The organism is Alteromonas sp. ABH4_457, assembly GCF_056160625.1.
In genome coordinates this window covers 161,990-183,013 of sequence record NZ_JBSWXN010000003.1, presented here as the reverse complement: position 1 = coordinate 183,013, position 21,024 = coordinate 161,990, and the positions used below count along the sequence as shown (strand labels likewise).

Below are 21,024 nucleotides of genomic sequence, written 5' to 3'. Positions count from 1 at the left end.
GATGAGGTGCTGTTTACACCAACCGTTAACGGTCATACACCGTAACTTTGTTTATATCTGTTTTTTCGATTCTTGCTTTGCCTGAACTTTCTAAAAAATTCAGCAGAGACATCGGGTCATTGGTTTCAAATACACCGGTTACAGACATACCTGATAAGTCCGCAGAGGCGATGGTGACCTGCAAAGCATTATAGCGATTAAATTCGCGAACTACGTTATCTAAACGGTCGTTCCGGAAAATCATTTCTCTGGATTTCCACGACGTCTCTCTGGCTACATCTACCGATGCTTCTGTATGAATATTGCCATTGTCCTGAAGCACAGCTTTTTGTCCCACAGTCACCAGCAGAGGCCTGTCTTTCGTTAAGTCCGGTGCAGTAAAGTCAGTCAGTTTTATACCGGTGGAGCGAAACGGAATCAGCTGTTCTTTTTTCGCTTCTCTTGCCAGTGCGACTTCTCCGGTAAGCACCGTCAATGCAACACTTCCGGGTTCACTGCGGACGTTAAATTCGGTGCCCAGCGCCTGAAACATTGTGTCGTTAACCCAGACCCTGAAGGGCTTTTGAGGATTATGTGCAACTTTGAAAATTGCTTCTCCCTGATGCAGGACGATGTTTCTGTATTTCTGCGTATAGTTAATATCTACAGCAGTCAGCGTGTTCAGGTAGATAATCGAGCCATCTTCCAGCGTGATGCTTCTTTGCTCGCCCAGTGATGTTTTGTATTGTACAGGCTGATTTTGCGCGACAGGCGTTTCGCCAGCGCTTTCAACCGGCAGCATCTGATAAGCGAAAATAGCACCAGCCAGCAGACAGGCAGCAACCGGAAGCCAGCGGGTTTTCCGGGGGCGTCCGGACGTTTCGTGATCCGAATTATTACTGGTTAGGTTCTGATGTTGAGTGATAGGAGTCACCTTACTGCCCGCTGCTGATTCTACCTGAGCGAGTAATTTGTCGACGGATAACTTTTTACCCTGATCAACATCTGACATCAGATCCAGCAACACGCATGCGTGGATAAATTCCTCCACGTGAGCAGGTCCCATCAGCAACCAGTGCGTCAGTTCACGGCGATCTTTTTCGCTCAGTTCTCCATCGTCCAGCAATACCGCCCAGTAGCTAGCTTGTTCAATGATCAGAGAATTAGATTGTTTAACCATATTCATGATGCATCACTCGCAATTTGCGCTTTGCGACATTCTGTCATAGCACGGGTTAAGTATTTTCTGACGGTGTGAATAGAAATTCCCAGTTTTTCTGCAATTTCCGCATGATTAAGGCCATCGCGCTTCCTCAGCAGTAATACTGACTGATAAACAGGTGGAAGTGTAACTAGTATTTTCTCCAGTTCTTGTATAGCTTTCTGCCGCTCAAGTTGCAGGTGAGGGTCTTCATTGCCGGGAAAATTTTCCAGACCATCAGTAAGAGGTGTTTCATTTTGAGCAATCCGCTCATTCTTTGAACGCATTTCATGCACAAGATTTGCGGCAATACGAAACAAGTAGGCTTTGGGTTGTTCTATGAGATCTTTTCTTTCTACATTCATCAGCCGCAGGTAAGTCTCCTGCGAAAAATCCTGAGCCTGCTGATTGTTATTCGAACGACGCATGAAGAAGGCAAACAGTTCCTTATAAGAACTGTCGTAGAGCCCTTTTACAAAGCTGCTGCATTTACTCTTTTTATTCGTCGCAGTGTGGTTGCCCATAGAGAAAGATGTCTTGTGCCGGAATTAAGAGGGGAAGATGAATTAATACTTATCAAAATCAGATTAAAACTTCGCGGAAGTTTCAAGATAAAAAAAATAAGTACCTAAATCCAGCACTTTCACACTCTTTATTTATTAGTGGGTTTTCTGCCCGCATAAATAAAGGCTTCGCAACGAAGCCAATGATAATTATATGTAGTACGGATATAGGAAATACAAGCATGAGAACTCGTGTCCCCAAATTTAAGAAGAAGCCAGTCGTCTTGTCAGTGATGCTGTCACTGGCCGGCAGCTTTGGCGTTGCTGCAGAGAATATTGAAAATCAGGAGCAGTTACAGGTTACGGTGGGGCAGGTTCCGCTGGACCGGGCTTTGCAGAGCATCGCAAAACAATATGGAAAGCAGATTGTTTTCTTCTCCAATGTTGCAGACGGCCTGACAACTGAAGCATTTTCCGGAACGTATAGCGAAGAAGCTGCTTTTAATAAGCTCCTGGAAGGGACTGCGCTTAGTTATCGCTATATCAATAAGAAAACCATCGCTATTGAAAAGAAAAATGTGGATGAAACCGTTGAGGGAAAAAAGCCCGCAGCGTCTACTGACGCCTCTGCGCAGCCAGCCGAAGCGAATAGCGGGGCCGTTAGCAAAACAAGTAAGGGAAAGGTTGAGAACATTACCGTTACCGCACAACGCCGTACTCAAAATTTACAGGAAGTACCGGTTTCCGTTTCTGTCATGAAGCGTGACCTGATTGAAAGTGCGTCGACCGCCGGTGACGATATCCGTTTCATGTCAGCCCGCATTCCAAGTCTGAAAATTGAATCTTCGTTTGGCCGTTCTTTCCCCCGCTTTTATATTCGCGGTCTGGGCAATCAGGATTATGATGTAAATGCCTCTCAGCCGGTATCATTGATCACTGATGATGTGGTTCAGGAGAACCCGCTTTTAAAAGGTTTCCCCGTCTTTGATGTGGAGAGTGTTGAAGTGTTACGGGGTCCTCAGGGTACGTTGTTTGGACGTAACACACCTGCAGGACTGGTAAAGTTCACTTCGAACCGTCCTACGCAGGATTTCGAAGGTTATATCAGCGCGTCTTATTCGTCTCTGGACACATTGTCTACCCATGGTGCTATTAGCGGTGGCCTGACAGACACTGTGTCTGTGCGTGTGTCTTTACTTAACCAGACGCGTTCAGACTATATTGATACCCGTGCGCCGGGTTTTGAACAAAACGATATTCTGGGCGGTTATGACGATCGAGCTGCCAAAGTGCAGGTGCTCTACGAGCCAAACGGTCAGTTCTCGGCGTTATTTAACTACCACACCCGTGATTTGGATGGTACGCCCACGGTGTTCAGAGCCAGTGCAATAAAGCCCGGAACCAACGACTTCGTTGATGGTTTCGACCGCAATGTGGTTTATCACGATGCCGCGCAACGTGCTACGCAAACGGTGAAAACCGAGGGCGGAAGTATGAAATTGGAATATTTCACGACTGATTACACGTTTACCTCTGTAACGGGCTATGAAACTGTGGAAATGTACTCACAGGCCGATGTCGATGGTGGTTACCGGGTAAGTAGTTTTGCTGATCCTTCCGGCTACACCGGCGAATTGGGCACTGTTCCTTCTTTCTCAGTTGAAAGTGCCGACGGTATTCCTGACCACAGCCAGTTCACTCAGGAGTTGAGAATGGCTTCAAACGAGTTGGGTGCGTTTGATTATCAGGCTGGTGTGTTCTTCTTCACAGAAGATCTGGATATCGACACCTTCCACTACAACGAAGACGGCAGCTTAAAGCGGTATCTGACCCAGAACCAGAAAACTGATGCATGGGCTGTGTTCGCCTCCGGTGATTACGAAGTCAATGACAAAACCAGTGTGACTGCGGGTATCCGGTATTCTAAAGATAAGAAAGACTATTTCTCTCAGCGAATCATCTCGACCGCCAGCGACGGTGAGTTTTTTGACCCTATGTATGCTGACACGAAAGATTCTGCTATCAGCTGGGACTTGAGCGCAATGTATCAGTATTCGGATGACACTAATCTGTATGCCAGGCTGGCAAAGGGGTTCAGAGCACCAAGTATTCAGGGCCGTGTTGTCAGTGGCAGCGACCCTAAACTCAGTGTTGCAGACTCAGAAGTTATTCACTCGGTAGAAGTGGGTGCTAAATCAGACCTGCTGGACAATGCAGCACGGGTAAACTTCAATCTGTTTTACTTCCAGATGAACGATCAACAGTTAACGGCTCAATCATCTTTTGATGAAGGGGCTGCCAAAGAGTTAGTTAATGTTGATAAGACAGTAGGCTACGGGTTTGAATTTGAGGGCGAATACGCTATCACTTCTGACCTGCTTACAACGTTAGGGGTCAGCTACAACAACACTGAAATTAAGGATGAGAACGTAGCTATCTCAACCTGTAGTTTCTGTACAGTGTTGAACCCGGTGGATGAAAATGGGCTGATTAGCGTTGACGGTCTTTCTCTTCCGCGGGCACCTGAGTGGATTGGTAATTTCACTATGCGCTACAGCACCGAACTTGGCGATGGTGAGTTATACCTCTACACCGACTGGTCCTATGCCAGTGAAGTGCGGTTCTCACTTATTGATGCACTGGAAATGAGACAGGACCCTTACCTTGAAGGCGGCGTGCGGGTTGGCTACCTGTTCATGGTCGACAATTATGATGTGGAAGTTGCAGGTTACGGCCGTAACATCACAGATGAAACAGCGTTAATTGGTGGCGTGACGATAAATAACCTTGCCGGTGTGGTGAATCAGGGCAGAACCTGGGGAGCCGACGTTAAGGTGAAATTCTAATCTGTTGATCACTCTCTGATGGTTGTACTGCCGGGTCAGCCCCCGTAGCAGTACAACCTTTTTCATCTCCCCGTAAGGTGTTTTCTTATGAAATTTACCCGCGTTATTACACTTGTCTCACTTATCGGCGCTTCATTGTCTGCATCAGCGGCGCAATCAGTCGATATTCTTATTACCCGTGGGCATATCCTCTCTATGGACAGTGCTTTGACAGAGTATGAATCCGGTTTTGTGGCTGTTAAAAACGGGCGTATCGTGGCTGTCGGTCCACAAGAAAAAGCATCAGATTACCGTGCCGGCACTGTCCTGGATGTGGACGGTGATCTGGTTTTGCCAGGGTTTATCAACACACATACTCATGCCTCAATGTCCTTATTGCGTTCACTGGGTGATGACGTGCCTGACCGGCTGCATAAGTATATGTTTCCTCTTGAGAAGCAATTTGTTTCCCGTGAAATGGTAAGGTTAGGTGCTGAGCTCGGTAATGTTGAAATGCTTAAAGGTGGCGTGACCACTTATGCGGATATGTACTATTTTGAAGATGAAGTCGCAAAGGCTGTGGACGAAATTGGTATGCGCGCTGTTTTAGGCCAAACCGTGATCCAATACCCTCAGGCCGATGCTAAAACCGCAGAAGAAGGAATTGATTATGTGGTTAATTTCATTAAAAGCTATGCGGATCATCCGCGAATTACTCCCGCTTTTGCGCCTCACGCTCCATACACGAATACCACCGGCACTTTGCAGAAAATTTCAGCACTTTCTGAAGAATTCGGTGTGCCTGTACTGACGCATCTTGCTGAGTCTGAAAGGGAGGAGGAGGTGATTGCTGAGCGCAGTGGCGGATTATCTCCGGTGGCCTATTTAGAAAGTATCGGTGTGCTTAACAATAATCTGATAGGGGCCCACGTCATCAGAGTGAGCAATCAGGATATTGCCCTTCTTAAAAAGCATCATGTTGGTGTAGCGCATAATATGAGTGCAAACATCAAATCAGCAAAAGGCGTGGCGCCGGTGACAGAAATGCTGAAACAGGGCGTTGATGTTGGTCTGGGCACTGACGGCCCGATGTCAGGCAACACACTGAGCTTAATTGATGAGTTTAATCAGGTAGCAAAACTTCACAAGTTATGGACGAATGACCGGACTAATATGCCAGCCGTCGAAGTGATAAAAATGGCAACCTCAGGCAGTGCGAAAGTGCTGAATATGGAAAATGAGATTGGCTCTCTGGAGAAAAGCAAACGGGCAGATATCATCGTGATTGATACCAAATCGCCCAATATGACGCCTGTTTATAATCCTTACTCTGTGCTTGTGTATTCAGCTTACGCGACAAATGTAAGACACAGCATTGTGGAAGGTAAATTGCTGATGAAAGACAGGAATGTTCTTACTGTAGACGAGAGCGATATCGTTAAAAGAGCAACTGAATTTAGCAACAAAATAAAGCAGGCTTTAAAGGCACAGAATAAGCCTGTTTTATAGATTGCAGGCTTCTGTTTACTTCTCTTATGATGCCCCGCCGGAATCGCAAGACTGCGCGGGGCTTTTATTTTCCGCTACGAATTATTTACACCAGCGCGTTCTGACTGACTTCCATACTACGTTTGTACATGGCAAGGGCGCCGGTGGCATCCTGCTTGCGCTCGCGGATTTCTGCCAGTGCAATGAGATCCTGCTGGTTTTCATGTAGTTTGATGGCTTTTAGCAGCACTTTCTCTGCAAGAATATCGTCGCCGGCGTTCAGCGCTAACTGACCCAGGCAGGAAAACAGAACAGGGTTTGTGTCGTCGTGTTTTATCCACTGTTCCAGTGCGCGGATTGCATTTGCCGGATTAGGAATACTGATTTGTGCCATGTAGGGAAGCAAAATTGGATCCGGGCCTTTCTTCTGCCATTCAACCAGACAGGTTTCTGCTTCTTTGTGCATGCCCTGTTCCAGCAATTGCTGAGCGTAAGCAGCACGGTACGCGTTATCTGCACGGGCTTTGCGGGGCATGTTTTCCCAGTGTTGCTTCAGTGCATTGGCACCTTGCTTGCTGGCAATTTCAGCAAACTTTCCTTTCGCTATTTTCTGCGCCCACAGTACGTAATCGTCTTTTAATGGTTTGCGCCATTGCGGCAATACTTCTTCCAGTGACTGCCACTGACCCAGTTCACCCATAGCACGGGCCTTAAGCCGGATAACCTGCGGATTCTTCTGCGCTTTTTCATCCAGTCCGTTCAGCTTGTCCAGTGCATCCTGCTGGTGTCCCTGTTCGAGATCGAGCCTTGCGAGCGCAACATGGGCGGCTACTTTAGCGTTGTTAAACTCTGCAGCGCGGTCCAGTAAATATCGTACCCGTTCCGGTTCGTTCAGCGCCTTGGCCACCTGTGCAGCAGCCAGAAAATTCACGCCGTCGAAATCGCCGTCAGTGGTATCCTGCAGTGCTTTTTTCGCCGCGATGAAATCGCCTTCAACCATTAACTGAAGACCATTGTAAAAGCGTCGCTGGCGCTTACGGCGGGAAAGTCCGCCAAACCATTGTCTTGAGCCTTTAAATAACCCGAGAGTGCGGGAAAGTAACCGCCAGATGATCCACAAAGCCAGCAGACTGAAAAAAACGGTAATACACAGGCTGACAACTGACATTTCAATGTGTAACTGACCCATGGAAATCAGCACATAGCCTTTGTCGCCAATAACCTGCGGCGCAATTAACATTGCGGCAAGTACCGCTATAACCAGCAGAATTGCATACACTAACCGTTTCATTGTGCTGCCTCTCCTTTGCCGTAAGCGGCATTAACGCGGGATTCCAGCAAGCGTTGAAGCGGGGCCATAGCACTGAGTTCTTCCGGCAGGTTTTCCTGAACGTTGGCTTCACCAAGAGCATCCAGGGTAGACAGTGCGCCATTAATTTCCGGTGCATCAGTATCAAATTTATCATTCAGCAGGGCTTTAGCGTTTGCAACCGACTGTTGATACAGATTGTCTTCACCGCTCATAGCAGCAGACTGTGCCTGCATGATTTGCAGTTTAAGCTGCTCTTTGTACAGCCACATTTCTTCAGCAGTCATCATGGGTGCAACAGGCGCATCAGTGCGTCGTACTGAAATAAAATCGTCAACAATAGAATGCCAGACTTTCGCCAGATTACTTTTCCAGTCGTCTACCGATTCAGACAGCGCTTCCTTGCCTGTATTTTCATCCGGACGGGTGAAGGTTTTTAACGGCAGCGCGTCTACCTGAGACAGGAAACCTGACAGGGTTAATGCAAGTTTAACGGTGTCCGTGCGGTTAACCTGACGCAGTGTCTGAATGTCCTGTGCAATCAGCCCGCGCACCGGGATCACTGACGGATCGGAAAGCTCTTTTAAACGCTGGTCGGCATTTTCAAGCAGCAGCACTGCGGTATCTGTATCCTGTTCAAGCCACACTTTACGGCCGGCCATGCGCACCAGATAATCCGCTTCAGCCAGCAACCAGTCTGACGGGCGGCGGCCTTCCATTTCACCTAATTGTGATAGCAGTTGTTCGGTTTGCAGTTGCAGGGACTCTGTTTTTTCCGTCAGGCTGTTCACCGTGCCGGCAAGTGCCTGCTTACTTTTTTCCAGTTCGATAAGCTGACGCTGGAGTTGCGCATTTTCATCGTTCAGGTTGCCCAGTATTGCCTTTTGCGCCGACTGCTCGTCTGCCAGTGCGCTCTGACCACTGTCTTTTTGCCACAGAAACCAGTAGCCCGCCGCTGCGGTACCGGCTGCAATCAACAAGGTGAGGATAATGACAATCCATAAGCCGGCGTGGGACGGATGTTTGGTAGTGGTTTCAGCGCCGGCCTTGTCTTTGCCGGATGCCGTTGACGACGGCGTGATGTCTTTTTCTTCAGGCAACACCAGTGTGGAATCCGTATTGTGTTTATCGTTGTCAGCCATGGTTTACTCCCAATTTTCCTTTATCCACGCACATAGCGTGTTGTCACTGGCGTCACTGCAAACGGCAACCTGCGTTGCACCTGAGGCGCTGATTTGTGCTGCTACTCTGTCGCTGACGGTCAGCCAGCGTTGCTTTCGCAACATGTTAGTATCATAAACGCGAAACAGCTGCTCTGCCATTTCGCCGCTGGTTGCCACTATGCCTGTAATCTGTGGCCACTGCCAATCATCTGTTTGTATAGGTTTTTCCAGCAACAGGCGCTGGTAGACCGCAAATTCTTCTACGTGGTTTTGCTGCAATAAGAGCGTGTCCCGCAAAGTGGTTCGACCACCTTGCCCTTTAATAATAACGATTTGTCGCCGGTTTGCACTATTGAGTTGTGATAACGCCAATAAACCTTCTGAATTTTGCTGCTCCGGTACTGCTACAGACAGGCCATACTCCTCAAGCACCCTGGCGGTTGATGTGCCTACCGCAAACCAGCGGGAGGGCAATGCTGACAGCGGTAACGCAGATAACAACTGCGCGGCAAAAGCACTGGTAACGATGATGTAATCTGCAGGCTGCGTTGCAAGATGATGTGCAAGACGGCTACGTTCTTCTTCGCATGAAGTGATGGTCAGCGGGGCGACACCAGAACATGAAATACCCGCCAGGCGAAAGGCTGCGACACTTTTCGCCAGCTTCTGCTCAGGGCGGGTAATCAATATCATAGGTTAAAATGATTAGTCGTGCAGGGCGCTTAAGATCTCGCCGGCACCCTGTGACAGTAACGATTCTGCCACTTCCACACCCAGAGCTTCTGCCCGTTCGCGATGTCCGGTTGCAGATGCATACAGTAAGGTTGCGCCGTCGACGCTGCCGACCATACCGGTCAGTGTGATGGTGTCGTTGGCCAGTGTGGCAAAACTGCCGATGGGTACCTGACAGCCGCCTTCCAGACGGGTATTCATGGCACGCTCGGCGTAAACCCGGTCTGCGGTATCTGCGTGGTTGAGCGCACCGAGCAGGGCAATCAGTTCGATGTCGTCGTTGCGGCATTCTATGCCGACAGCGCCCTGGCCTACCGCCGGTAAAGACAGCTCGGGAGACAATTCATGGTTGATGCGGTCCTGCATCCCCAGGCGGATAAGTCCGGCGGCGGCGAGAATGATGGCATCGTATTCGCCGTTATCCAGCTTCGCGAGGCGGGTATTCACGTTGCCCCGTAAGTCTTTAATCTTTATGTCAGGACGATATTTACGTAACTGGCACTGACGGCGCAGGCTGGACGTGCCCACGACCGCACCCTGAGGCAAATCATCAATGCTGGTAGCGGTATTCGACACAAAAGCATCGAAGGGATTCTCCCTGGGACAAATAGCGTGTAAACCAAAGCCTTCGGGAAATTCTACCGGCACATCTTTCATGCTGTGTACTGCAATGTCTGCACGGCCTTCCAGCATGGCCACTTCCAGCTCTTTGATAAACAGGCCTTTACCGCCAATTTTGGCCAGCGGCGTATCGAGAATCTTATCGCCCTGGGTGCTCATGGGCACCAGTTCTACGTGCAGGCCGGGGTGGGCCATCAGCAGTTGTTCTTTAACATAATCTGCCTGCCATAAGGCCAGCGCACTTTTGCGGGTGGCAATACGGATGGTAGTTCGGGAAACGGGTTGTTCACTCATGGGTAAATCCTGAAAAGCTTAGTCGAGCACAGTTTGCAGCCAGCGGCTGATATCCTGTATTTCCTGCACACATACATTATGTTGCATAGGATAGGTTTGCCAGGTCGCTGAAAAACCATTGTCTTCAAGTGCGGTATGAGCCATTTTGCCCAGCGAAGCCGGCACCACTTCGTCATGGATGCCATGGGCCATCATCACCGGCGTAGACTTGTTGACGTCACTGGCTTCTTCTGCCAGCTTGCCCGGTTTGCACATGTAGGTAGACAGCGCCATGATGCCTGCAATTTTATGCCGCAGACGGGTGCCCAGGTGTAGGGCAATCACACCGCCCTGAGAAAAGCCGGCCAGTACCATTTTTTCATACCGGAAGCCTGCTTCATGCTGGGCTTCAAGTAGTGCATTTACCATCTCTGCAGATTCGATGACGCCGGCTTCATCAGCGCGGTTATCGAGATCCATGGTTTTAATGTCGTACCAGGCACGCATACGCATACCGCCGTTAATGGTTACCGGACGCTCCGGCGCATGAGGAAACAGAAAACGCACTGGAAGAGCCGCCGGTATCTGCAGTTCGGGGACAATAGGGGCAAAGCCGTGTCCGGAGTCACCTAAACCGTGCAGCCAGATAACACAAGCCTGCGGGTTGGCGCCCGTATTTGCTTCTACGTAGGGTAATAAGGCTTCTTTCATAATGTCGCTTCTGTTACTCAATTCTTAGCGCTATGCTACCATTGCCGTCTGAAATCACCACAACATGATGACAAAAAGCAAGATTATGGCTTCTCTACTTGGTAATTTGTTTATTCTCGCAGCCCCTTCAGGTGCGGGAAAGTCCAGTTTAATTAAAGCATTGCTGGAAAAGCATGACGGAAATCAACAATATCCCATGCAGGTGTCAGTTTCTCACACCACCCGTAAGCCACGGCCCGGAGAAGTCGACGGCGTACATTATCATTTTGTCAGTCATGAGCAGTTTGAAGCGCTCATCGAGCAGGGCGTGTTCTTCGAATATGCTGAGGTGTTCGGTAACTACTACGGCACGTCCCGTGTGACCATTGAGCAAACTTTGCACCGCGGTATTGATGTGTTCTTAGATATCGACTGGCAGGGTGCCCGTCAGGTGAAAAAAATCATGCCGGATACCTGTGGCATTTTCATCCTGCCGCCTTCTACAGAAGTGCTGCGCCAACGGCTGACAAACCGCGGGCAGGACTCAGACAGCGTTATTGAAGGACGCATGCAGGAAGCGGTATCTGAGATGTCTCATTATGCTGAATTTGACTACGTACTGGTGAATGATGATTTCTCTGTGGCGCTGGCAGAATTAGAAGCCATTGTGTGTTCTCGGCGCCAGCGTACTGTTAAGCAGCAACTACGTCACAAAGCACTGATTGCTGATCTGGTGGGATCGTAAAAGATCTTGCTGATTAAACCTACAAAATACTAGGACTTGAAAGGCATGTGTTGTATACTGCGCGGCCATTTTGAGTTTTACGCTTTTATTCATTTTCGGAGAGATACATGGCACGCGTAACTGTAGAAGACGCCGTTGATAAAGTTGGTAACCGCTTTGACCTCGTACTGGTTGCAGCACGACGTGCTCGCCAGCTGGCAACCGAAGGTAAAGAAGCACAGGTTGATGTGCAAAACGATAAGCCGACGGTTACCGCTTTACGCGAAATCGAAGAAGGCCTGGTTACTGCCGATACGCTGGATCAAGATGATCTGCGTGATCAGGAAAGACAAGAAAGCGCGGATTTCGCTTCTGTAGCGAACATCCTGTCTGAGCAATAATCAGCGGATCGCTGCTGTCATTCAGACTATACAAACGCCAGTGAGCTTTTAATCGGGTTCACTGGCGTTTTGCTATTGGCATTCCCTACAATACTTCATTATTCTGTTTCTATTGGCTTTATTCGCAGGAAAGTTGTCTACACGTGTATTTATTCGAGGGTTTAAAACAAAAAATCTCTGAGTATCTGTCAGCAGAAAGGGTTCAGCTGGTACAGGACAGCTTTGTTTTAGCTCATGAAGCCCATGACGGACAGATGCGATCCAGTGGCGATCCCTACATTACTCACCCTGTTGCTGTGGCCGGTATTCTGGCTGATATGCATCTTGATCACGAAACGTTGATGGCTGCGCTGCTGCACGACGTGATTGAGGACACCCACTACAACCAGGAAGATCTGGCTGAAGCCTTTGGCGATACTGTTGCCGAGCTGGTGGAAGGGGTAAGTAAGCTGGACAAAATTGCGTTCAGCAGCAAGCAGGAAGCACAGGCAGAGAACTTCCGTAAGATGATGATGGCGATGGTGCAGGACATCCGCGTGATCCTCATCAAGCTGGCCGATCGCACTCACAATATGCGTACGTTAGGGGCGCTGCGTCCCGATAAGCGACGCCGTATTGCCCGTGAGACGCTGGAAATCTATGCGCCGATTGCCCATCGTCTGGGTATCCACGATATTAAGAACGAGCTGGAAGATCTTGGTTTTCAGGCTATGTATCCCATGCGTCACCGTGCCCTGAAGTCTGCGGTGAAACAAGCCCGCGGTAACCGCAAAGAAATTATCGATAACATCCGTCAGGAACTGGCTACCCGTCTCGGCGAGCACAAAATTGAAGGCGATGTCATCGGCCGCGAAAAGCATCTGTATTCAATTTACCGCAAAATGAAGAATAAGGAGCTGATGTTCAACGAAGTAATGGACATCTATGCATTCCGTATTGTGGTTGAAAGTGTGGACAACTGTTATCGCTCGCTGGGTGCCATGCACAGCCTGTACAAGCCCATCGAAACACGCTTCAAAGATTACATCGCGATTCCGCGCACCAACGGTTATCAGTCGCTGCACACGTCGTTAATTGGTCCTCACGGTATTCCGGTGGAAGTACAGATACGTACACTGGCCATGGATCAGATGGCAGATAAAGGGGTCGCAGCCCACTGGCTGTACAAGGAACCGGGTGACAGTGACACAACAGCCCAGCTTCGTGCCCGTAAATGGATGCAGTCGTTACTTGAGCTGCAGCAGAGCGCCAGTTCCAGTTTTGAATTTATCGAGTCGGTGAAAACAGACTTATTCCCTGAAGAGATTTACGTATTCACGCCGGACGGCCGTATTATCGAGCTGCCCATGGGCGCCACTGCCGTAGACTTCGCCTATGCCGTTCATTCGGACATTGGTAACACTTGCGTGGGTGTGCGGGTAGAGCGTCGTAACTACAGCCTGAGTAAGCCGCTGGAAAACGGCCAGACGGTAGAAATTATTACCTCGCCGAAAGCCAAGCCGAATGCTAACTGGCTGAACTTTGTGGTCAGCGCCCGAGCCCGTACCCGCATCCGCCAGTATCTGCGCAGACAGCATTCGCAGGAAGCGGTGAATATGGGTAACCGTCTGCTTCGTCATGCGCTCGGTACAGTGAAACTGGATGATATCAGTCAGGAAGATATCGACCGGGTGGTTGCGGAAACCAAACATCAAACCTTCGAAGATTTGCTGACAGATATTGGTCTGGGTAATGAACTGAGCGCCATTGTTGCCCGGCGCCTGCTGGGTGAATCGGCAGAGATCCCTGATAAGAAAGGCAATGTGGCTATCCGCGGTACAGAAGGCCTGCTGGTGCACTATGCCCGCTGCTGCCATCCTATTCCTGATGATGAAATTGTGGCGGTACTCAGCCCGGGCCGTGGCATGACGATTCACCAGACAGGTTGTAAAAATATCCGTAAACTGGCTAAAGAAGAGCCTCAGCGTGTGCTTCCCATGCAGTGGGACGATACGCCACAGGGCGAATTTAAGGCTTCGCTGCGTATTGAACTGTACAATCACCAGGGTACACTGGCGAATCTGACCAATATGATTTCCAGCTGCGATTCCAACATTATTGGGCTCCAGACAGAAGAAAAAGAAAGTAATATTTATTTCATCGATATTGAATTAACGACACATAACCGCGTGCATCTGGCGCGAATTATGAAGAAGATCAGAACCATGTCAGAAGTGCAGAAGGTCTCGCGTCACAGTCAATCCCGACACTAATTTACACAGGATTCAACATGGCTAAAGCAATTATTCAGACCGATAAAGCGCCACAGGCGATCGGCACATACAGTCAGGCAGTTAAAGCAGGCACCACCGTTTATTTGTCTGGCCAGATCCCGCTGAACCCGGAAACCATGGAAATCGTATCTGACGATTTTTCCGAACAGGCTAAACAGGTTTTCGAAAACGTAAAAGCGGTTTGTGAAGCTGCTGGCGGTACTATCAACGATTTGGTTAAGGTAAATATCTTCCTGCCGGATCTGTCTCATTTCGCCACGGTAAACGAAATCATGGCGCAATATTTCACTAAGCCTTATCCGGCCCGTGCCGCCATTGGCGTGAAAGAACTGCCAAAAGCATCGCAAATTGAAATCGACGGCATCATGGAATTGCCTGAGTGATTTCACAGGTATAAATATGAAAACCGCACATAGTTGCGGTTTTTTTATGCCTGAAGGACGGACGATTTCACTGTTTATCTCCGGAAATGAAAATAGTTTGAAAGATAACGCTACAGGCGCAGGTCTCTTTAAATTCAAAACCTGAGGAGAGTGTTATGCGCTTAATTTTTATGTTGTTACTTATTGTTGCCGGCGGGCAGGTGTTCGCGGCAGCAATGCCGTCAAAGTCCCCGGATGAAGTTCGTCCTTTACTGGAAGGCATGACAGTGCCCGATGTAGTGGTATCTGATACAGGTGGTGCGCCGTTCAGTTTAAAAGCGCTGCTGATGCAAAAGCCGTCAGTGGTGTTGTTCTATCGCGGCGGCTGGTGCCCGTATTGTAACCGTCAACTGGCGGGCCTGAAGGATATCGAAAAGCCTTTATCAGATCTTGGCTATCAGATCCTGGCAATTTCACCCCAGTCATTAGAGCAGTTAACGTCACAAAAGCTTGAAAGTGAATTTGCAGCAAGGCTGTTGTCTGATGCAAAACTGAACGCCCTGAATGCGTTCGGGATCAGCTATTATGTGGATGATGAAACAGCAAAGCGTTACAAAGGCCATGGCATCGCCCTGACAACCGATGAGACAGGAAAGCCCGTCCTGCCGGCACCTGCTGTGTTCATCGTCGATACTGAAGGTAAAATTCAGTTCAGCTACGTTAACCCTGATTATAAAGTACGGCCATCTCCGGCATTGATCCTTGCTGCAGCAGAGGCAATTGCCAAATAAACCTGTCTTTTCTTACAAGGGCTGCCGGACCTGAACCGGCAGCCCCTCGCAAACCTGGTATGAATGGCTTACACTGCGCCTATCCGCAAATAAATATGCCTTAATTATCATGCAGTCACTCGCTCAAACACCCATTACCACGTTGAAAGGCGTCGGCGCAAAGGTGGCTGAGAAGTTAACAAAAATAGGTCTGCACACCGTACAGGATGTCCTTTTTCATCTGCCATCCCGTTATGAAGACCGCACCCAGGTTTACGAGATTGAAGATTGTAAGCCGTTTACTCACGTGAGTATTCAGGGTGAGGTAAAAACCGCCGACATTCAGTACGGCAAAAAACGCATGTTTGTGGTGAAGGTGTCTGATGGTACGGGCACCATCACGCTTCGTTTTTTCCATTTCGGCGCGGTTCAGCGCACCATGATGACGCCTGGCAACGAAGTGCGTTGTTTTGGCGAAATCCGGACGGGTAAATGGGGGCTGGAGATGATGCACCCTGAATTTGCTCTCATCGGCGAAGACGACGGCGAAACAGAAGATACTCTGACCCCGGTTTATCCCACCACAGAAGGTGTTAAGCAGCTCACGCTGCGCAGCCTCACCGATCAGGCGCTTAAACTGCTGGAGAAAGGCGCATTAAGCGATCTGCTACCGCAAGGCATGTATGAAGGACAAGTGTTGCTGGCAGATGCTCTGAAGCTCGTTCACCGTCCGCCACCGGATGTTCCGCTGGAAATGATAGAAGAAGGCCGGCACCCCGCGCAGAAGCGTCTTATTCTCGAGGAATTACTGGCACACCACCTGAGCGTACTGAAGGTGCGTCAACAGGCACAGGCCCAGCCGGGTATCGCCATTCAGATTAATCAGTCTCTGATTGACCAGCTACTGGGTAATCTGCCGTTTTCGCCCACCGGCGCACAGCAGCGGGTAGTCAACGACATTCAGAAAGACATGGCCATGAATTGCCCGATGATGCGGCTGGTGCAGGGAGATGTGGGCTCAGGGAAAACTCTGGTGGCAGCGCTTGCTGCGCTATCCGCGATCGGTGCCGGTTATCAGGTTGCCCTGATGGCACCTACAGAACTGCTGGCTGAGCAGCATGCCAGCAACTTCCGTGACTGGCTGTCACCACTGGGCATCGAAGTAGGCTGGCTGGCCGGTAAATTGAAAGGTAAGGCCCGGCAGGAAGTACTGACACGTCTGGCGTCCGGTGAAATACAAATGCTGGTGGGCACGCATGCCATATTCCAGGAGCAGGTGGAATATCAGCAACTGGCACTGGTCATCGTGGATGAACAGCACCGCTTTGGTGTACATCAGCGTCTGGCGTTAAGGGAAAAAGGTGAAAAGCAGGGGCGCTTCCCCCATCAGTTGATTATGACGGCCACGCCTATTCCCAGAACGCTGGCGATGACAGCCTATGCAGATCTTGATACGTCCGTGATTGATGAGCTGCCCCCCGGCCGTTCACCGGTAACCACGGTTGTGCTTCCTGATACCCGCAGAGGGGATGTCATTGCCAGAGTCTATGAAGCCTGTCATAACCAGGGGCGACAGGCTTACTGGGTGTGTACACTCATTGACGAATCTGAAGTGTTGCAGTGTCAGGCGGCTGAAGATGCTGCTATTACCCTGAGAACCGCTTTGCCGGATTTACGGGTCGGGCTGGTACACGGCCGCCTCAAGCCGGCAGAAAAGCAAGCAGTCATGGATGAATTCAAACGCGGTGAGCTGGATTTGCTGGTGGCTACCACGGTTATTGAAGTGGGCGTGGATGTGCCCAACGCCAGTATTATGATTATCGAAAACCCTGAGCGCCTTGGTCTGGCACAATTGCACCAGTTACGCGGCAGGGTGGGGCGTGGCGCGGTAGAGAGTCAGTGTGTGCTGATGTACTCAGCCCCGTTATCCAAAACAGCGACGCAACGTCTGGGCGTGCTCCGTGAATCAAACGACGGCTTTTACATTGCCCAGAAAGATTTAGAAATCCGGGGCCCTGGAGAATTAATGGGGACAAAGCAAACCGGTATTGCAGAAATGCGTATTGCCGATCTCGTCCGCGACGCGCAGTTAGTGCCTCAGGTACAAGCTATCGCTGAAAAATTGTGGCAGGACTATCCAAGCCATGCTCAGGCGATAATTAACCGCTGGATTGGCTTTAAGGAACAATACGGTAATGCATAACATTCCGGTGTTTATTGACGAAACGCAAAGCGAAGAACAACAGAACCAGTTAAAAAGGGTTGCAGAGCTCTGGCAGTTCAGTGTGCAGAATACGCTGCCAGCCGGGCTGGCACTCACCCTGGAAGACGGCAAGCTGGCAGTAAAAGATTTTTCCGAAGCAAAGCAGCAGGGCGTGTTTGTGGATTTCCTGTCTGGTAGCAGCGTGTATCGCCAGCAACATGGCGGCGGTAAAAAGGAACCCATTGCCAAAGCGGTGGGCGTGAAAGGTCAGGAAGTGCCTGTAGTTCTGGATGCAACGCCGGGGCTCGGGCGGGATGCCTTCGTGCTGGCGTCGCTGGGCTGTCGTGTAGTGATGATGGAACGCTCTCCTGTCGTCGCGGCTTTACTGGCCGACGGCTTGCACCGCCTTTCTATGCAAGCACCTGAAATGGAAGAAAAATTCAGGCTGATTCACGGTAACAGTATTGAATGTATGAATACATTGGATGAGCAAATAGATGTAGTTTATCTTGATCCAATGTTTCCACATCGCAAAAAATCTGCTTTAGTAAAGAAAGAGATGCGGGTCTTTCAACAATTACTGGGCAGTGACGACGATGCTGACAGTTTGTTAGCACCGGCAAGGGAACTCGCCGGAAAACGTGTTGTTGTAAAACGTCCCGCGTATGCAGAACCGCTGGCCGATGTGCCGCCTGCTATGGCCATCACCAGTAAAAAGCACCGTTTTGACGTGTACATTTCCACTCACTAGGAGAGAAGTATGATTAACGTTGGCAGTACATTGCCTGAAGTAACCTTTGGTTTGTTAAAGGATGGCAAGACAACCAACCCGCACACCAATGATATATTTGGCGGCAAACGCGTTGTAGTATTCGCCGTACCCGGCGCTTTCACCCCGACCTGTTCTGCGGCGCACCTGCCCGGCTATGTCGCCCTTGCTGACAAGATTAAAGCCAAAGGAGTCGATGATATTGTCTGCATTTCAGTAAATGATGCTTTTGTGATGGATGCGTGGGGAAAGTCAGCGAACGCGGAAGAAATTACTATGCTTGCTGACGGTAATGCGTTTTTCACCCGCACGATTGGTCTTGATATGAATACCAGTGACTTTGGCGGTGTGCGCAGTATGCGTTATTCCATGCTGGTCGAAGATGGTGAGGTGGTAAAACTGAATATTGAAGATCCTGGCCGTTTTGAGGTGTCTGACGCAGAAACAATGCTTAACAGCCTGTAAATAATCTTAATGCATTCAAATGATGGAGTTGACTAATACTTTAGTCGATTTCATCACTTATCTCCCTCCCTTTATTGTTCTGTATCTACCAGAAATTCATTGATTTTATAAATGTTTAGTAAGCGCTATCTATTTATGCGTTTTTTACAACATTTAATGTACAGTATGCGCCATTCTGCTATTCTTAAGGAATAGAGCGGTATACCTTTGCAGGTGAAGATTATTTGGTACTTCACGAAGAAACCATTAATCATCCGTGCGCTCATGCTGACAGGGTAAGTTGAGCAGCTCAAACGGAACCATGGAGGGAAAGTATGTTGAGCAAAAACCAGAAGTTTGGTGTCTATCTGATATCCAAATCATTATCTTCAGATGAAGCTAGCGACGAACAGGTCATCCTTTTCAAGCATCTTTTGCAAACCTGTGGTTATGAAATCACAGAACTCACATCTATAGAACAGTTAGAAACCACCTCCAATCAGGACCTCATTTTTTACGATGCCGCTAAGGCTGAAGAAAAAATGGAAGCGTTTTACCGTTATCAGGGCTTTGCCCGCTGGATTCTCTTTAATCTGGAACACGGCGATATTGATGAATGTGAGGCCATCATTGCGGGTGTGGAGGGAACCTTCTATACCTCTGACTCACCTGAATTATTACTGAAAGGTGTGCGCCGGCTGGCCAAAATGGATGTGTGGTTTAAACGCAACTCTATTAACGAGGCATTACGCCGGTTACGGCAACAAACCCGTAAAGCCAATGCGGCTATTGCCCGTCCCAAAGAGTTAAATAAAATGGCACTGCATCCCAAGCTTACCAAGCGGGAAGTGACCATTATCGAGCTGGTGGCACAGGGTTCGCAGAATCAGGAAATCGCTGATCAGCTGCATATCAGTGTGAATACGGTAAAAACGCATATATACAGTATTTTCCGTAAAACCCATTCGAGAAACCGGATTGAGTTGCTCTCCTGGTCACAGCAATTCGTCAGCGAGTACTCCTGACGCTTCAAGAATCTTACCGGGCACACTATAATCCGGCTTTTGAATTTGCCGGAGTCAGTTTGTGATCCAGAAAGATGTCATTGTAATCGGTGCGGGCGCTGCCGGATTGTTCTGCGCAGCGCAGGCGGGTAAGCGTGGCCGCGCTGTCGCTGTGCTGGATCACGGAAAGAAAGTCGGGCGTAAAATACTCATGTCCGGCGGCGGACGGTGTAATTTCACCAACATGTACGCTGAACCGGCCAATTTTCTGTCTGCAAATCCTCATTTCTGCAAATCTGCTCTGAGCCGCTATACCCAGTGGGACTTCATCTCACTGGTGAGCGAATACGGCATTCCCTACCATGAGAAAACCCTCGGCCAGTTGTTCTGTGATAACAGCGCATCAGACATCGTAGATATGCTGGTAAAAGAATGTGATAAAGCCGGTGCTGAAATCGTTACCCGCTGTGAGATTCTGAGTGTGGAGAAAACCGGGGCCGGCTATACGCTGAGCACTTCGCTGGGCGATTATGTTTGCGAATCCCTGGTTATCGCTACAGGCGGTCTGAGTATGCCGAAAATTGGCGCTACGCCATTCGGCTACAAAATTGCAGAACAGTTCGGCCTGAAAGTCCTGCCAACACGAGCTGGCCTGGTGCCCTTTACATTGCACGACAAAGACAAGCAGGCGCTGGAAGCATTGAGCGGCATCGCTGTCGATACGTCAGCAAGTTGTAACGATACATCTTTCCGCGAAGCGATGCTGTTTACTCACCGGGGTTTAAGCGGCCCGTCTATGCTACAAATATCGTCTTACTGGCATCCGGGGGACACCCTGCATATTGACTTACAACCTGCCATGAGCGCCGCTGAATATCTGACAGCCGCTCAACAGGATACACCCGACGCGCAACTCTCTACGGTACTCAGTAAGCTCTATCCCAAACGGCTGGTACAAACCTTTATCGACACCCGGCAGTGGCCTAACGAACCGGTAAAACGCCTGACCCACAGCCAGATAGCGGAAATCGACAATACCTTATCTGACTGGCAAGTCACGCCCAATGGCACAGAAGGCTACCGCACCGCAGAGGTGACACTGGGCGGCGTAGATACAGACGAACTGTCGTCGAAAACCATGATGAGTAAGAAAGCCGAAGGCTTATTCTTCATTGGCGAAGTGGTAGACGTTACCGGCTGGCTCGGTGGCTACAACTTCCAGTGGGCCTGGAGCAGCGCCTGGGCTGCAGGGCAGTATGTTTGATTCTTTTTTAGCATGTTCTAACTTTT

At 49.4% G+C, this 21,024-nt stretch carries 20 protein-coding genes; 13 read left to right on the top strand and 7 right to left on the bottom strand.

The window, feature by feature from the left end; translation table 11 throughout:
* Positions 1–25: 25 nt before the first annotated feature.
* Together ACXAGR_RS07330 and ACXAGR_RS07325 are read right to left on the bottom strand one after the other, a co-directional pair.
* Positions 26–1,165 (bottom strand): FecR family protein, encoded by a 1,140-nt coding sequence (locus ACXAGR_RS07330; RefSeq protein ID WP_474843712.1) that lies wholly within the window; start codon positions 1,163–1,165, stop codon positions 26–28.
* Positions 1,162–1,704, bottom strand: a complete 543-nt coding sequence (locus ACXAGR_RS07325; RefSeq protein WP_119499754.1) for an RNA polymerase sigma factor — start codon at positions 1,702–1,704, stop codon at positions 1,162–1,164. The genes ACXAGR_RS07330 and ACXAGR_RS07325 overlap by 4 nt, the downstream gene beginning before the upstream one ends.
* Before the next feature lie 221 nt (positions 1,705–1,925).
* Between ACXAGR_RS07325 and ACXAGR_RS07320 the strand changes: the two genes are divergently transcribed.
* Together ACXAGR_RS07320 and ACXAGR_RS07315 are read left to right on the top strand one after the other, a co-directional pair.
* The gene (locus ACXAGR_RS07320; RefSeq protein WP_474849016.1) at positions 1,926–4,529 is read left to right on the top strand and encodes a TonB-dependent receptor; all 2,604 of its coding nucleotides are present in this window, start codon (positions 1,926–1,928) and stop codon (positions 4,527–4,529) included.
* A gap of 87 nt (positions 4,530–4,616) precedes the next feature.
* Positions 4,617–6,017 carry an amidohydrolase gene (locus tag ACXAGR_RS07315; protein ID WP_474849014.1) on the top strand — a complete coding sequence of 467 codons (1,401 nt, stop codon included), beginning with the start codon at positions 4,617–4,619 and terminating at the stop codon, positions 6,015–6,017.
* An 85-nt stretch (positions 6,018–6,102) separates the two neighbouring features.
* On the opposite strand, the gene ACXAGR_RS07310 is transcribed toward ACXAGR_RS07315, so the two are convergent.
* Genes ACXAGR_RS07310 through ACXAGR_RS07290 form a run of 5 tightly spaced genes read right to left on the bottom strand, consistent with a single transcriptional unit; the run spans position 6,103 to position 10,805 of the window.
* A complete protein-coding gene (locus ACXAGR_RS07310; RefSeq protein ID WP_474843705.1) occupies positions 6,103–7,287 on the bottom strand; it encodes a heme biosynthesis HemY N-terminal domain-containing protein in 1,185 nt (394 codons plus the stop codon).
* Entirely contained in the window at positions 7,284–8,447 is a 1,164-nt protein-coding gene (locus tag ACXAGR_RS07305) for a uroporphyrinogen-III C-methyltransferase (protein ID WP_474849012.1), read from the bottom strand. The genes ACXAGR_RS07310 and ACXAGR_RS07305 overlap by 4 nt, the downstream gene beginning before the upstream one ends.
* A 3-nt stretch (positions 8,448–8,450) precedes the next feature.
* Entirely contained in the window at positions 8,451–9,161 is a 711-nt protein-coding gene (locus ACXAGR_RS07300) for a uroporphyrinogen-III synthase (protein WP_474849010.1), read from the bottom strand.
* A gap of 12 nt (positions 9,162–9,173) precedes the next feature.
* The gene (gene hemC / locus ACXAGR_RS07295; RefSeq protein ID WP_474849008.1) at positions 9,174–10,115 is read right to left on the bottom strand and encodes a hydroxymethylbilane synthase; all 942 of its coding nucleotides are present in this window, start codon (positions 10,113–10,115) and stop codon (positions 9,174–9,176) included.
* An 18-nt stretch (positions 10,116–10,133) separates the two neighbouring features.
* Positions 10,134–10,805, bottom strand: a complete 672-nt coding sequence (locus ACXAGR_RS07290) for an alpha/beta hydrolase (RefSeq protein WP_474849006.1) — start codon at positions 10,803–10,805, stop codon at positions 10,134–10,136.
* 85 nt (positions 10,806–10,890) lie between these two features.
* On the opposite strand from ACXAGR_RS07290, the gene gmk reads away from it, so the two are divergent.
* The 11 genes from gmk to ACXAGR_RS07235 all read left to right on the top strand — a co-directional run bounded on the left by gmk (position 10,891) and on the right by ACXAGR_RS07235 (position 20,998).
* The gene (gene gmk / locus ACXAGR_RS07285; RefSeq protein ID WP_474843695.1) at positions 10,891–11,529 is read left to right on the top strand and encodes a guanylate kinase; all 639 of its coding nucleotides are present in this window, start codon (positions 10,891–10,893) and stop codon (positions 11,527–11,529) included.
* 107 nt (positions 11,530–11,636) lie between these two features.
* Positions 11,637–11,909, top strand: coding sequence for a DNA-directed RNA polymerase subunit omega (gene rpoZ / locus ACXAGR_RS07280; RefSeq protein WP_119499763.1), 273 nt, complete (start codon positions 11,637–11,639; stop codon positions 11,907–11,909).
* Between the two features lie 143 nt (positions 11,910–12,052).
* On the top strand, positions 12,053–14,161 hold the full coding sequence (spoT, locus tag ACXAGR_RS07275) for a bifunctional GTP diphosphokinase/guanosine-3',5'-bis pyrophosphate 3'-pyrophosphohydrolase (protein ID WP_474849004.1): 2,109 nt from the start codon (positions 12,053–12,055) through the stop codon (positions 14,159–14,161).
* 17 nt (positions 14,162–14,178) lie between these two features.
* Complete coding sequence (locus tag ACXAGR_RS07270) at positions 14,179–14,565, top strand: RidA family protein (RefSeq protein WP_119499765.1); 387 nt, start codon at positions 14,179–14,181, stop codon at positions 14,563–14,565.
* A 16-nt stretch (positions 14,566–14,581) separates the two neighbouring features.
* Entirely contained in the window at positions 14,582–14,710 is a 129-nt protein-coding gene (locus tag ACXAGR_RS07265) for a hypothetical protein (RefSeq protein ID WP_474849003.1), read from the top strand.
* A gap of 10 nt (positions 14,711–14,720) precedes the next feature.
* Positions 14,721–15,335, top strand: a complete 615-nt coding sequence (locus ACXAGR_RS07260) for a peroxiredoxin-like family protein (protein ID WP_474849001.1) — start codon at positions 14,721–14,723, stop codon at positions 15,333–15,335.
* Positions 15,336–15,444: 109 nt separating this feature from the next.
* Positions 15,445–17,517: an ATP-dependent DNA helicase RecG gene (recG, locus tag ACXAGR_RS07255; protein ID WP_474848999.1), complete on the top strand. Its 2,073-nt coding sequence runs from the start codon at positions 15,445–15,447 to the stop codon at positions 17,515–17,517.
* The gene (locus ACXAGR_RS07250; RefSeq protein WP_474848997.1) at positions 17,510–18,268 is read left to right on the top strand and encodes a class I SAM-dependent methyltransferase; all 759 of its coding nucleotides are present in this window, start codon (positions 17,510–17,512) and stop codon (positions 18,266–18,268) included. The genes recG and ACXAGR_RS07250 overlap by 8 nt, the downstream gene beginning before the upstream one ends.
* Before the next feature lie 9 nt (positions 18,269–18,277).
* Positions 18,278–18,751 (top strand): redoxin family protein, encoded by a 474-nt coding sequence (locus tag ACXAGR_RS07245; RefSeq protein ID WP_474848995.1) that lies wholly within the window; start codon positions 18,278–18,280, stop codon positions 18,749–18,751.
* A gap of 314 nt (positions 18,752–19,065) precedes the next feature.
* The gene (locus ACXAGR_RS07240) at positions 19,066–19,755 is read left to right on the top strand and encodes a helix-turn-helix transcriptional regulator (RefSeq protein WP_474843684.1); all 690 of its coding nucleotides are present in this window, start codon (positions 19,066–19,068) and stop codon (positions 19,753–19,755) included.
* Positions 19,756–19,816: 61 nt separating this feature from the next.
* Positions 19,817–20,998: a BaiN/RdsA family NAD(P)/FAD-dependent oxidoreductase gene (locus ACXAGR_RS07235; RefSeq protein ID WP_474848993.1), complete on the top strand. Its 1,182-nt coding sequence runs from the start codon at positions 19,817–19,819 to the stop codon at positions 20,996–20,998.
* Positions 20,999–21,024 lie beyond the last annotated feature (26 nt).

Coding starts and splice junctions, on each gene's coding strand:
- ACXAGR_RS07330 (WP_474843712.1), bottom strand. CDS start 1,165: ATGAATATGGTTAAACAATCTAATTCTCTGATCATTGAACAAGCTAGC.
- ACXAGR_RS07325 (WP_119499754.1), bottom strand. CDS start 1,704: ATGGGCAACCACACTGCGACGAATAAAAAGAGTAAATGCAGCAGCTTT.
- ACXAGR_RS07320 (WP_474849016.1), top strand. CDS start 1,926: ATGAGAACTCGTGTCCCCAAATTTAAGAAGAAGCCAGTCGTCTTGTCA.
- ACXAGR_RS07315 (WP_474849014.1), top strand. CDS start 4,617: ATGAAATTTACCCGCGTTATTACACTTGTCTCACTTATCGGCGCTTCA.
- ACXAGR_RS07310 (WP_474843705.1), bottom strand. CDS start 7,287: ATGAAACGGTTAGTGTATGCAATTCTGCTGGTTATAGCGGTACTTGCC.
- ACXAGR_RS07305 (WP_474849012.1), bottom strand. CDS start 8,447: ATGGCTGACAACGATAAACACAATACGGATTCCACACTGGTGTTGCCT.
- ACXAGR_RS07300 (WP_474849010.1), bottom strand. CDS start 9,161: ATGATATTGATTACCCGCCCTGAGCAGAAGCTGGCGAAAAGTGTCGCA.
- hemC (WP_474849008.1), bottom strand. CDS start 10,115: ATGAGTGAACAACCCGTTTCCCGAACTACCATCCGTATTGCCACCCGC.
- ACXAGR_RS07290 (WP_474849006.1), bottom strand. CDS start 10,805: ATGAAAGAAGCCTTATTACCCTACGTAGAAGCAAATACGGGCGCCAAC.
- gmk (WP_474843695.1), top strand. CDS start 10,891: ATGGCTTCTCTACTTGGTAATTTGTTTATTCTCGCAGCCCCTTCAGGT.
- rpoZ (WP_119499763.1), top strand. CDS start 11,637: ATGGCACGCGTAACTGTAGAAGACGCCGTTGATAAAGTTGGTAACCGC.
- ACXAGR_RS07270 (WP_119499765.1), top strand. CDS start 14,179: ATGGCTAAAGCAATTATTCAGACCGATAAAGCGCCACAGGCGATCGGC.
- ACXAGR_RS07265 (WP_474849003.1), top strand. CDS start 14,582: ATGAAAACCGCACATAGTTGCGGTTTTTTTATGCCTGAAGGACGGACG.
- ACXAGR_RS07260 (WP_474849001.1), top strand. CDS start 14,721: ATGCGCTTAATTTTTATGTTGTTACTTATTGTTGCCGGCGGGCAGGTG.
- recG (WP_474848999.1), top strand. CDS start 15,445: ATGCAGTCACTCGCTCAAACACCCATTACCACGTTGAAAGGCGTCGGC.
- ACXAGR_RS07250 (WP_474848997.1), top strand. CDS start 17,510: ATGCATAACATTCCGGTGTTTATTGACGAAACGCAAAGCGAAGAACAA.
- ACXAGR_RS07245 (WP_474848995.1), top strand. CDS start 18,278: ATGATTAACGTTGGCAGTACATTGCCTGAAGTAACCTTTGGTTTGTTA.
- ACXAGR_RS07240 (WP_474843684.1), top strand. CDS start 19,066: ATGTTGAGCAAAAACCAGAAGTTTGGTGTCTATCTGATATCCAAATCA.